The sequence below is a fragment of the Vreelandella olivaria genome, assembly GCF_023507745.1.
Taxonomy (GTDB): Bacteria; Pseudomonadota; Gammaproteobacteria; order Pseudomonadales; family Halomonadaceae; genus Vreelandella; species Vreelandella olivaria_A.
Genome location: NZ_JALPZO010000114.1, coordinates 25,608 through 37,786, shown reverse-complemented (window position 1 = coordinate 37,786; position 12,179 = coordinate 25,608). Strand labels below are relative to the sequence as shown.

The following is a 12,179-nucleotide window of genomic DNA, read 5'->3' as shown; positions in this document are numbered from 1 at the left end:
AGTCATCAGCCGCTCTTCGGAACTTACTGGTGGCAATAGCGGTCCGGTGGCCTGAGAGTTTCCGGGGTCGTTGCTCCTTCGGCGCTGGTGGCTGGCACCAGTCTCTCCCGCTAAGGCATATGTATCACATCTGATCGTTTAACAGAACATTTGGCAATGCGGCAAAGGTCGTGGTGGGCGCATCAAGCATTATCCCAGCTGTCTTCGCCAGCGATTTTCTATGGTATCCAGCTCCGCAGGGCCGTAGTGAACACCCGGCTTGCCGGCGTAGTGCCCCCATAGCTGGTCGCCCAAGTCGTAATGCCACCACTCACTGGGCAGATTGGTAAACCCCTGTGCCTGCATGACGTGGTAGAGCAAACGTCGGTGGTCCCGTGCCTGGCGTTGTTGCGGTGTAAGTTCCGTTAGTAGCTCGAAATAGTCGGTATGAGAAGCCGGTAAGGCTTCGTCGAACAGCGTGCCCATATCCAGGGGAATACCGTCTTCATCGCATAACGTAACATCGACAGCACCTCCCGTTAGATGCGGGCTTGGTGCGTTGGGCGCACGGCTGGGTATCGACACGAATTCACGGGTACGTACCAGTAATTCGTCTTCAGTGAGCGTAGGGTGGCGGCTGCGAATAGCCTCCTGCAAGGTTTCGAATAGATACTGCTGAATCCGCCAGGGGCGCCAGCCATCCAGCACGATAATGCCGATGCCGGCGGGAAGGCTGCGTGCCGCTGCCAACAAGGCACGGTAGACACCCTCACGAACAAAACACTCGCCAATGGCCCCCGGTATACCAAGGCGTGCATAGGCGGGATAAACCCGGATGGGGGCAGGCGCAAGGCTCAGGGGCAGTAAGCGCTCACCATTATCGGTGATGGGCAGACAACGCACCTTCTCCCAATCGGGAGCCGGTAGGCTGGGGATGGGGGAGAGAGTGGTCGCGTAGGTTGAACGTAGTGGCATTGTCCTATCCAACACTGTTTGGCAGCCAAAGCGCCAATGAAGGGAAGATGATTAGCAGGATGAGTACGCCAATAGCCGTCAGCACGAAAGGCCAGATGGTTTTGAACAGTGACACGATTTCCAACCGGCTGACGGCGGCGGCTACGAAGACACAGGCGCCCATGGGCGGAGTAATCAGTGCAATCGTAATATTCAGGGTAATGATGACGCCTAAGTGGACCGGATCGATACCTGCCATCATGGCCACAGGGGCAAAAATTGGCGTTAGCAGCATCAGGGCCGATACCTCTTCCATGAACATGCCGGTAATAAAGGTAATGATGCTGAGGAGCAGCAAAATAGCGACGCTATTATCCACATAAGGGGAGAGCAGGGTGACAAACTGTGCAGGCACCTGGGCGTAAGAGAGCAGCCAGCTGATGGTCGCTGAAGCGGCCATGATCAGGAAAATGGCCGAGGTGAGTCGTGCGGTATCCATGATGGCTTTCCAGCAGTCCTTAATGCGTAACCCTCCCAGCACCGCACCGCATAACCCCACGTACAGTGCGGTTAGCGCGCCCGATTCTGTTGGGGTGACAAAGCCAAGCACAATGCCCGCCACAATGATGAACGGGGCTACCAGGGCCGGGAGGGCGGCCACAAAGGCAAGGCCCAGTTGCCTGACAGAGGGCAGGTTGCCGCTTTTTGGTAATTGATGGCGCCAGGCATACCAGGCATTCATCCCCATAAAGGCAATGCCAAGCAGTAGCCCAGGGACAATACCGGCCAGAAACAGGTCGCCCACCGAGGTGTTGGTGAGTGAGGCATACAGAATCATGAAGATACTGGGAGGTATGATTGGCCCTATTAATGAACTGCCTGCCGTCAGCCCCGCAGCAAAGGCGCGTGAGTAACCCTCCTTCTCCATTGCTGGTACCAGGAGCGAGCCCAAAGCAGAGGTGTCGGCGACGGCTGAGCCATTAACGCCCGCGAAGAATACGCTCGACACCACATTAACGTGGCCCATACCGCCACGCAGGTGACCGACCATTAAACGTGCCAATCCCATTAAACGTTCTGTCAAGCCACTGACGTTCATCAGGTTGCCCGCCAGTATGAACAGGGGGATAGCCATCAGTGAAAAGACATTGATTCCCCCAAAGAATTGCTGGGGCATCATGCGGGGAATCATCGATGGATCAACAAACAGAAAGCCGACAAACGCAGTGGTTAAAAGCGCCAGGAACAGCGGCAGCCCCAGCAATACGTGGGCGAGAAAAACACCCAGCATAGTAAGGGTCATGCGCTTTCCTCCAGGGTTTTGAGCGGGGCCGGGCCATAGAGCAGCACGTACCACGCCAGTAGTAAGAAGCCGATGGGGAGGGATAACAGCGGTACCGTTCGGCTGATGCCCAGCCCCGATGTGGTAAACATGCTGACCGACAGCGCATAGCGATAGCTGACCCAACTTCCTCCCAGCGCCAGTAACAGGGTGAGCACCCATTGATACAGGTTTAGCAGCCGGGCGAAGGGCGTTGGCAGCAGTTTTTCCAGCAGCCCAACGCGCATATGTCCCCCTTCTGCCCACACAGCTCCCGCTGCCAGCATGACGGTCGCGATGATCAGAAAGCGGGAGAGTTCATCTGTCCAGATAGGGGCTCCCCCTACCACGTAGCGGGCAAAAACACCGAATAGGATAGCGGCGACATTGATCGTCAGCAGGGCCCCTGCCAGTGTTAAGGTGATGGGCCGGCTGATAGCCAGTAGCCGGCATCGAAGCGTATTCAGCATGGCAGTTCCATTAAGTACAGAGAGCAGGGCCAGTGGTCACCAGCCCTGTATGGCAACGGTGGTGGGCGTTGTTAATCGAGCAGATCACTCATGCCGGCATCTTCCAGTGCCATATCAATCCAGCGCTGCTCAATACCCCGTTCTTCCAGCCAGGTGAGATAGGCGGGTTGCCCAATTTCTCTGAAGGCGGTCAGATCATCTTCAGAGGGGCGGATAACTTCCATACCCAGTTCCTCCAGGTGGGCGATACGCGCATCTACCTGAGTTTCGTTATGCTCACGGGCATTGTGGTTGGCTTCGGCGACCGCTTCCAGAAACGCATCCCGCAGATCGTCATCCCAACTGGCGATCATCTCGCTGTTACCGACCAGGAACTGGTTGGAGTACTGGATATTGGCGAGTGTCAGGTATTCCTGCACTTCATAGAGGCTGCCGAGGATAATGTACATTGGCGGATTCATCTGCCCATCAGCAACGCCAGTACGCAGGGCCATGTAGGTTTCTGTCCAGGGAATCGGTGTGCCAGATGCGCCAAACGCTTCGTAAAGAGCCACCTGGCTGGGGTCCATTGCACGGAAGCGCAAACCCGCAAAATCATCCGGGTGGGTAATGGGAACTTTGTTATTGGTAAATGCCAGGAATCCCCCTTCTTCCACGACTGCCAGCATGTCGATCCCGGCACGTTCATGCAGCGCATGGCTGATGTCCTGCCAATACTCGCCCTCATCGAAAAAGCTGCGAGCGGCATCAAAATCATCGAACAGGAAGGGAATGGCACTGACGAAAATCTCGTCAACGAGTGGAGAAACGCCTGCAAACGAAGCGACATTGAGCATCGGTGTACTCATGGTCTGCTCCATCCGGTCCTCTTCGCTCCCCAGCATGCTGTTAGGGAAAAGCTGGATTTCGATTTCATTGTTGGTCTTGTCTTCAACCAGCTCTTTTAGGTTAGTGGCAAAGACATGTACGGCATTTTTTTCCGGATCCGGGGCGCCGTTATAGCTCAAGTTGATCGTCGTGGCAGCAAAGACACTACCGGCCTGTAGGGCATAGCCGATCAAACAGGCTGAAATAAGAGGTTTAACAGCAAAACGATGAAATAGCATATGAAGTCTCCTGGTTTATTGTCGTGAGCTACAAGGCGCTTAGTCTGCTTTATTAGCGTTATTTGAACGACATCCTGAAAGACTATGTATTGAGGTGTTGACTATGCAATACCCGAAGTGTGGACTTTATTGCAACAACCTGGGGGCATCCGCAGAAAAGAAGCGCATCCCGTTTTGTAAGTGAGCAACGCAGGTGCTGGCGGCGACAGTAAGATCCTGCCCTTTTAAACTGACAATCTGGGCGCGCGCGCCATTAAGTACAGGATATTTCATGGGTAAAGCGCGGATTTCCCCCCGTTGAATTTCATCGGTTACGGTTAGTTCCGGCATAAAGGTGACACCTATGCCTGAACGTACAAAGTTCTTGAGTACCGCCACGGAATTCGTGCTCAAACGTGCTTCAAGGTGAATGCGCTCCTGATGGGCAACCATATTGACCATCTGGCGCATACCAAAAGGGTTGCCCATCAGCCCCAGAGGGAAGCCATCAAGGTCACCCAGTCCAAGAGGGCGCTTAAGCTGGCACAAAGGGTGGTTGGGAGGAACGATCAGATCCAGAGGTTGGCGGGTTTCCACATGAGACCACAAGTAAGGCGACACGGGTGGGGCATATAGTAGGGCCAGGTCTACTTCGCGCTCTTTCACCAAGGACATTGCTTCGTTGACGCCTGCCATACGTATTTCAACATTGATATCTTTGAACGTAGACATGAATACCCCCAGCGGTGCGGCGATCAGGTCGGCAATAAACCCCTCTCCCACTGCAATACGTACATCGCCACGGGTCAGCCCTTGCATTTCCATTAACTGGGAAAGCACAGCCTCTTCCTGAGCACGCTGAGCATGAAAGTGCTGTACCAGCAACTGGCCTGCCTGAGTTGCCCGCATGCCACCACCATGCCGCTCACACAGCTGAATACCCAGTTCCTCCTCCAGGGTTTTGATGTGGCGGCTTAATGCTGAAGCGTCAACATCAAGATAGGCCGCAGCACGGCGCAGCGAGCCACGTCGGATGACTTCATTCAGATAGGTTAACGCACGTTGATTGAGCATGTTGTTGGTTATGCCTGGTGAAGTTGAATCTGCAATTGCTCATGTAAGCAGTTTATCAATAAGTCCCGGCTTTCGTGTTGGGTATCCCGTTGCCAGATACAGTGCGACTGATGGCGGGTGCTGGAGTCGTTAAGTGGTAGGAAACTGACATCCGAAAATCCAGACTTGGCGAGAGATTGGGGCACCAGGGCGACGCCCATCGAATTGGCTACCAAAGCCAGAATGGTCAACCAGTGGGATACTTCATGACTAATCTGCGGCTCAACATCGACATGATGGAAAAGACTAATAATACGGTCGTAATAATGGGGGGCAAGATCGCGACCAAACAGTATGACGGATTCATTGGCCAGCTCCCTGACCGCTAAACTGCGCCGGGCAGCCAGGTGGTGATGAGTGGGGAGGCAGCAGAGAAAGGGTTCATCTGACAATGTCACCGACTCGATACATTCGGGCAGCGGCATTGAGTGTATGAATCCTAAATCGAGATGCTCTTGTGTTACTGCCTGTACCTGGTCGGCGGAGTTACGCTCGATTAACTGAATTTCAATGCCGGGGTAGCGGGATTGAAGCGTTTTGAGTAATTCCGGTAAACCGCGAAAGAGCATGGCGGGAGTAAAACCGACTCGCACTAACCCTGTGGCACTTGAGGCAATCCGTTGTACCAGCGTTTGTGAATCCTCTATTTGCTCAATGATGCGACGTGCTTGACCTTGAAAAGCCTCCCCTGCTGGCGTCATTGCTACACGCTTGCTATTACGCTCCAGTAAACGTACTCCCAGCTCCTCTTCCAGTTGCCGCAGGCTGGCGCTAAGAGGAGGTTGGGAGATATGCAGCCGGTTGGCTGCCCGGCCAAAGTGCAGCTCTTCCGAAAGCACAAGAAAATAGCGCAATTGCCTGAAGGTTAGCGCCACCGTTCAACTCCTTTTTGGCTTGTGTAGTCAGTCAATCATACCTAAAAGTGTATCAATGAATCCCAAATCAGTATTGGAAACGCCGCAATTGCCCGCCTAATGTGACGATAAAACCTATAATAAGTCCAAGAGGTACTCGCTGTGAGCGAAATGATCCATCGTAATATTCCCGATTCCTGGGGGCAGAATAGCTACTATCTTGACCCTAGCCTCGCACAGCTTCTCGATATTTATCTGCCAGTATCGCTGCGGCGGCATGTGGAGCCTTATTTCGCCCAAATGGGTGAACTGGCTGGTGGGGAGCTTGAGTCGCTGGCGCTTGAGGCAGATAAACACCCGCCAGAGTTGGTGCTCCGGCGCCGAAATGGTGCTGAGTCTCAGGCAATCCGCAAGCACCCAGCGTATCAACGGTTAGAAGCTTACGCATATGGTCAGTTTGGGCTGGCGGCTATGTCTCACCGCGGGGGAGTGCTTGGCTGGCCAGAACCCATGCCGCCTATGGTGAAGTACGCGCTGACGTATTTGTTCGTGCAGGCGGAGTTTGGACTCTGCTGCCCGCTCAGCATGACGGATGCTCTGACTCGTACGTTGCGTAAATTTGGCAATGAAGAGCTGGTCAATCGCTACCTTAATGCGTTGACCTCTCAGGATATGGAGCAGGCTTATCAGGGCGCCATGTTCATGACTGAGCAGGATGCGGGTTCTGATGTTGGCGCGATTACCACCGAAGCCAGGCTGGTAAACGGTAAGTGGCGTCTTTATGGCGATAAGTGGTTTTGCTCCAACCCAGATGCTGCACTGGCAATGGTGTTGGCGCGCCCGCAAGGTAGTCAGCAGGGAACGCGAGGCCTGACGCTATTTCTACTGCCCAGACAATTGGAAAACGGTGAGCTTAATCACTACCGTATTGTGCGCCTCAAGGAAAAGATGGGCACCCGCTCAATGGCCAGTGGGGAGATTCTACTGGAGGGAGCCGAGGCTTATGTGGTGGGTGAGCCGGGGCAGGGCTTCAAACAGATGACCGATATGATCAATATGTCGCGACTATCCAACGGCGTTCGTTCGGCGGGGTTGATGCGACGTTCTGTCAATGAAGCGTTATATATCGCACGTCATCGCCATGCCTTTGGAAAGCAGCTTGTTCAGTTACCGCTTATGCAGCGCCAGCTCAGTAAGATGATGGTGACTGCTGAACAGGCACGTACCATGGTTCTGCATACTGCCGAGTGCCTGCGGCGTGCCGATGCTGGCGACCTGCAGGCGGCCAGGTTGCTGCGTATTCTAACGCCGATGATCAAGTTTCGTACCACCCGGGATGCACGCAAGGTGGCGGGTGATGGCATGGAAGTGCGGGGCGGTTGTGGTTATATCGAAGAGTGGTCGGATGCCCGAGTGCTTCGTGATGCACATCTGGGGTCCATATGGGAAGGTACCAGTAATATCGTTGCACTGGATGTATTCCGCTCAATCCGGCGGGAGCAGACGCTCCCAGTGCTGACTGATTATCTACACCAGCGGCTACAGGCGTTGGCATTACAGGGCCATGAACGCCGACTGTTGGAGGGGGTGCTCAATAAAGCGGCTGGCAGTGCAGAAGCGCTTGTGCTGGACGCTGGCTGTGAGCGAGAGGCACGGCGGATCGCCACTGGTTTGTATCATATAACGTCGGCCATTCTGTTGGCGTGGGAAGCCTCGCAACTTCAGGATGACAAACGTCGGCTGGCATTCGCCTGGCTCGTTGTGCGTCACAAATTATCGCCGACTGACCCATTGGCGATACATCGTGAGCCAACCGAGGCGTTAGCACAGTTGCTTGCTGAAACGCCCATGAGTGCTGAGCAGGTAGACGCCTTGGCGAACACTACTGAGCTGGCCCACATGCACGGTGTGGAGGTGGCCCATGGATAAGCCAGATGGAGCACTGAACGGTGTCAAAGTCATTGACCTGAGCCGAGTGCTGGGAGGACCTTACTGCACACAGGTGCTGGGTGATTATGGTGCGAATGTGATCAAGATTGAACCGCCCAGTGGCGATGAAACCCGCGGCTGGGGGCCACCCTTTGAGGGAGATGCCGCTTCCTACTTTCACGGTTTGAACCGTAGCAAGCGGGGGATGGCGCTGGATCTTCGTCATCCCGATGGTAAAGCACTACTGCTTCAGTTATTGGAAGGCGCGGATGTTCTGGTCGAAAACTTCAAGCCAGGAACACTTGAGAAGTGGGGGTTGGGCTACCACACCCTGAGCGAGCGCTTTCCACGTTTGATTCAATGCCGTATCAGTGGTTTCGGTGCTGATGGCCCCATGGGTGGTTTACCAGGCTACGATGCGATTATACAGGCGATGGCGGGCCTGATGAGCGTCAATGGCGAAAAAGGCGGTGACCCATTGCGGGTAGGGTTGCCCATTGTGGATATCGTAACGGGGCTGAATGCTGTTATCGGCATTACCCTGGCACTCCATGAGCGCACACGCAGTGGTCAGGGGCAGTTTGTGGAGGCGGCACTGTTCGATTCAGGACTGTCGTTGATGCACCCCCACTTTCCCAACGTTTTCTATGGCGGTTCTCAACCACGCCGAACCGGCAATGAACATCCGAATATTGCCCCTTATGAAGTTTATCGTACTGCTACGCAGCCGATTTTTCTGGCGGTAGGCAACAATGTCCAGTTTGTCCGCTTATGCGAGCTGCTTGAGTGTCGCTTCGTTGCCGAAGATGAGCGCTTTGCCAGTAATCGAGTGCGCCTGGAGAACCGTGAGGCTTTACGTGAAGTGCTGGAAAGCGCTATGGCGCATTGGGAAGGTGAGCAATTGGCTGATCAACTGATGCGCACCGGTGTTCCCTGCGGACCAGTACTTGATACCTCACAGGCGTTGACTCATCCGCATACCCAGCATCGCGACATGGTCGTGAGAATTGGGCGGTATCAGGGAACTGGCTCACCAATCAAGCTGACCCGCACACCATCATGCTATGCGATGCCCCCGCCCCGCTTTGCCGAACATACCGACGCTATTCTGTTTGAAGCCGGGCTCACGCAACAACAAATCGAACAGTTGAGAATAAAGGGCGTACTACCTGATGTGCCGGTGGTTTAACCCGTGACGGAACTCCCCGGCCAGGCCCCTTTTTAAACAACAGTTAATAAAGCGAATGCTACTAATAACAACACAACATGAGAGCACAACCCATGACACGCACATACTTGGCTAATGGCCTGATCTCTGCAGCTTTTGTCGTTTTTGCAGGCACAGCTTCCGCCGCAGAGCTTCCCAACACCATGACATGGACAGCCTACGATGTGGGCGCCCAGGGTCACTCAGAAGCATCGGCGATTGCTGATGCCTTTGGCCGGGCTTATAACACCCGTATTCGTATCCAACCCGCAGGTTCAGCCATTGGTCGGCTACAGCCACTGGTGAGTGGGCGCGCTGACTACGCCTTTTTAGCGACAGAGTCTTTTTTTGCCACTGAAGGTATTTACGATTTCAGTGAGCGTCGCTGGGGGCCGCAAGACCTTAGGGCTGTGGCAGGGCGACCTTCAACATTTGGGGTGCCATCAGCGGCTGATGCTGATATCCAGTCGCTTGGGGACTTACGGGGGCAGCGGGTCGCCTATGTGGCTGGCAACCCCTCAGTAAACGTTAAGTGCGATGCAATTTTAGCGTTTGCAGGACTGAGCCGCGATGATGTTGATGCCGTGATGTTTCCCACTCATGGGGCTGCCATGAGTTCGCTGGTCGAAAACAGGGCCGATGCTACCTGTACCACCACGACGGCCAGTCAGCTATACGAACTGGAAGAGTCATCCCGAGGCATTCGTTGGGTCAATATTCCTGCGGATGATGAGGAGGGTTGGGCGCGAATGAACCAGGTGGCTCCTGTCTTCCAGCCGTTCCAGGAAGTGATAGGTGCTGGGCTTTCTGAAGATAGCCCCGCCAATATGTTGGCTTATCGTTACCCCATCATCGTTGCTATGGCCGAGCGTGATGAAGAGGAGGTGTATCAGCTCATCAAGGGGCTGGATGAGAGCTATGATCTTTACCGTGACGCGACCGCTGCTATTCATCGCTGGGCCATTGAGGATGCCGGTGTACCTCCCATTGATATCCCTTTCCACTCTGGTGCCATCCGCTATATGGAAGAGAAAGGGCTGTGGAGCGATGACATGCAGGCGTGGAATGATGCCCGTTTGGCCCGTTTGGAAGCGCTCAAAGCTGCTTGGGATGATGTGCTTGAAGAAGAGCCCGACCTGGCAGGTGAAGCACTAGCGGAACACTGGGAAGCTCGTCGTCAACAGGTACTTGACGAGCTTTAACAGCCAGATGGGTGCTTAAATGGGAGCATAGCCATGAGCAACGCAAGTCCAGAGCGTTTGGGTGGGGTGGCTCGGTGGGTCGTCATGGGGTTGGGGGCCATTGGCCTGTTAATGACGATCAACCAGACATTTGCCCTTCAATTGCTTGGTTTTTATCCGATCGGTAATGCCTTTATCTATTATTTGATTGGTCTGTTTCTGTCGGCAGCCTTACTGATCTTTCCTGCACGTAAAGCTGATGCTGGGCAACTGCCCTGGTATGACTGGATACTGGCAAGCGCGGCCCTTGGGGGCGCCATCTACCTTGGCCTGAATGGCTTGCGTATGACTCAGCAGGGGTGGGAGTACTTCGCTCCCCAGGAAGCCACGTTAGTAGCAACGATGATGATACTGCTGGTGTTGGAGGGCGTGAGGCGTTGCGGTGGCTGGGCAATTTTTGCCGTCGCACTGATATTTGGGCTTTACCCCCTTTACGCGGGTTATATGCCCGGTTTCCTATGGAGCAGCGGTTTCGATTTAGGTGAAACAATACGCGCCCATGTAATGGGGGCAGAAAGCATCGTCGGCGTGCCGATGCAGGTAGTGGCCAATCTGATTATTGGTTTTGTCGTGTTTGGCATTGCGCTCACTATTACCGGGGGTGGTGAGTTTTTTATGAACTTCGCCACCGCCTTGATGGGGCGCAGCCGGGGTGGCCCCGCCAAAGTGGCGGTTGTCTCCAGTGCTTTCATGGGTAGCTTATCTGGCAGCGCGGTATCGAACATCCTGACGACGGGCACCATCACCATTCCTGCCATGAAGCGCAGTGGTTACTCACGGGAGTATGCTGCGGCGGTTGAAGCGTGTGCCTCAACCGGTGGAACCTTGATGCCGCCTGTAATGGGGGCTGTGGCTTTCATCATGGCGTCCTTCCTTGGTGTGAGCTATGGAGAAGTCATGATAGCCGCGTTGCTGCCAGCACTGCTCTTCTATCTGGCATTGTTATTACAGGTGGATAACTATGCTGCCCGGAAAGGTTTGCAAGGAATGGCTGCCGAAGATATACCCAGGGTGCGTGACACGCTGGTTGCTGGCTGGCCCTATTTGCTCAGTCTGGCAGTATTGATCTACATGCTGTTGGTAATGCGCCTGGAAAGCCAGGCCCCCTATTACGCTACGCTGGTACTACTTGCCATTGCCTTGTTCAGGCGCCAACAGCGGTTACGCCTGAGTCAGTTGTTGGATTTCTTCTATCAACTGGCTCACGGGGTGGGTAACCTGGTGGCCGTGTTGGCGGGTATTGGGTTAGTGGTAGGCGGGCTTTCGTATACGGGCGTTGCAGGTGCTTTCTCCCGGGAGCTGCTACTGTACGCAGGTGACAGTATTCCTCTAATGCTCGCCGCAGGTGCGATGACCAGTTTTATTCTGGGTATGGGGATGACAGTAAGTGCCTGCTATATCTTTCTTTCTATTTTACTTGCTCCAGCGCTGGTCGGGGCCGGGCTTAATCCTCTTGGCAGTCACCTGTTTATCCTATACTGGGGCATGCTCTCTTACATTACCCCTCCTGTTGCGTTGGCCGCGATAACGGCCGCTGGCGTGGCTGGCGCTAGCAGTACTTATACGAGCTTACATGCGGTGCGTTTAGGCGGTGTGTTATTCGTACTGCCCTTCTTATTCGTACTCAACCCATCGCTAATTCTACAGGGCTCTTTGATGAATGTGTTGGCATCCGCGTTGACTGCAATGACAGCGATTTGGTTGGTGGCAGCAGTAATGGAGGGGTATCTCTATCGCATAGGCCCAGTAGGAAGAGTGATGCGTTGCGCGCTACTGGTGCCAGCCGCGCTGATGATTTATCCCGAATGGATCAGTGATGTCGTGGGCTTTTTAGCGCTCCTGGTGTGTTACAGTGTGGCCATACTGCAGCGCACTAAAGAGAACTCTAAAAAACAGTCACTTGTGAGAGGAACTCCATCCGTTTTTAAACAATGAATGGCCTGTGTGCAGCCTGCTCACAGGCAGCACATCGTGGCTTTGCTTTGCCCCCGGCACAAAATTCGTTGACAATGCCGAAAACCTTTTA

10 protein-coding genes and 1 riboswitch are annotated in these 12,179 nt (G+C 54.3%); of the genes, 4 read left to right on the top strand and 6 right to left on the bottom strand.

Features of this window, described 5'->3' with window-relative positions:
* Positions 1-29 precede the first annotated feature (29 nt).
* Positions 30-120, bottom strand: a riboswitch (glycine riboswitch).
* A 69-nt stretch (positions 121-189) separates the two neighbouring features.
* From HP566_RS11130 to HP566_RS11105, 6 genes are all read right to left on the bottom strand, one after another.
* On the bottom strand, positions 190-954 hold the full coding sequence (locus HP566_RS11130) for a M15 family metallopeptidase (RefSeq protein WP_249977333.1): 765 nt from the start codon (positions 952-954) through the stop codon (positions 190-192).
* A 4-nt stretch (positions 955-958) separates the two neighbouring features.
* Positions 959-2,236 (bottom strand): TRAP transporter large permease, encoded by a 1,278-nt coding sequence (locus HP566_RS11125; RefSeq protein WP_249977332.1) that lies wholly within the window; start codon positions 2,234-2,236, stop codon positions 959-961.
* Complete coding sequence (locus HP566_RS11120) at positions 2,233-2,724, bottom strand: TRAP transporter small permease (RefSeq protein WP_249977331.1); 492 nt, start codon at positions 2,722-2,724, stop codon at positions 2,233-2,235. Before HP566_RS11120 ends, HP566_RS11125 begins: the two co-directional genes overlap by 4 nt.
* A gap of 71 nt (positions 2,725-2,795) precedes the next feature.
* A complete protein-coding gene (dctP, locus tag HP566_RS11115; protein WP_249977330.1) occupies positions 2,796-3,830 on the bottom strand; it encodes a TRAP transporter substrate-binding protein DctP in 1,035 nt (344 codons plus the stop codon).
* 126 nt (positions 3,831-3,956) lie between these two features.
* Positions 3,957-4,883 carry a LysR family transcriptional regulator gene (locus tag HP566_RS11110; RefSeq protein ID WP_249977329.1) on the bottom strand — a complete coding sequence of 309 codons (927 nt, stop codon included), beginning with the start codon at positions 4,881-4,883 and terminating at the stop codon, positions 3,957-3,959.
* Between the two features lie 8 nt (positions 4,884-4,891).
* Positions 4,892-5,797 carry a LysR substrate-binding domain-containing protein gene (locus HP566_RS11105; protein WP_249977328.1) on the bottom strand — a complete coding sequence of 302 codons (906 nt, stop codon included), beginning with the start codon at positions 5,795-5,797 and terminating at the stop codon, positions 4,892-4,894.
* 150 nt (positions 5,798-5,947) lie between these two features.
* Here HP566_RS11105 and HP566_RS11100 point away from each other — a divergent pair, with 150 nt between their 5' ends.
* The 4 genes from HP566_RS11100 (at position 5,948) to HP566_RS11085 (ending at position 12,088) form a co-directional block, all read left to right on the top strand.
* Positions 5,948-7,705, top strand: a complete 1,758-nt coding sequence (locus HP566_RS11100; RefSeq protein ID WP_249977349.1) for an acyl-CoA dehydrogenase family protein — start codon at positions 5,948-5,950, stop codon at positions 7,703-7,705.
* Positions 7,698-8,894 carry a CaiB/BaiF CoA transferase family protein gene (locus tag HP566_RS11095; protein WP_249977327.1) on the top strand — a complete coding sequence of 399 codons (1,197 nt, stop codon included), beginning with the start codon at positions 7,698-7,700 and terminating at the stop codon, positions 8,892-8,894. The genes HP566_RS11100 and HP566_RS11095 overlap by 8 nt, the downstream gene beginning before the upstream one ends.
* Before the next feature lie 92 nt (positions 8,895-8,986).
* Positions 8,987-10,114, top strand: coding sequence for a TAXI family TRAP transporter solute-binding subunit (locus HP566_RS11090; protein ID WP_249977326.1), 1,128 nt, complete (start codon positions 8,987-8,989; stop codon positions 10,112-10,114).
* A 33-nt stretch (positions 10,115-10,147) separates the two neighbouring features.
* Positions 10,148-12,088: a TRAP transporter permease gene (locus tag HP566_RS11085; RefSeq protein ID WP_249977325.1), complete on the top strand. Its 1,941-nt coding sequence runs from the start codon at positions 10,148-10,150 to the stop codon at positions 12,086-12,088.
* Positions 12,089-12,179 lie beyond the last annotated feature (91 nt).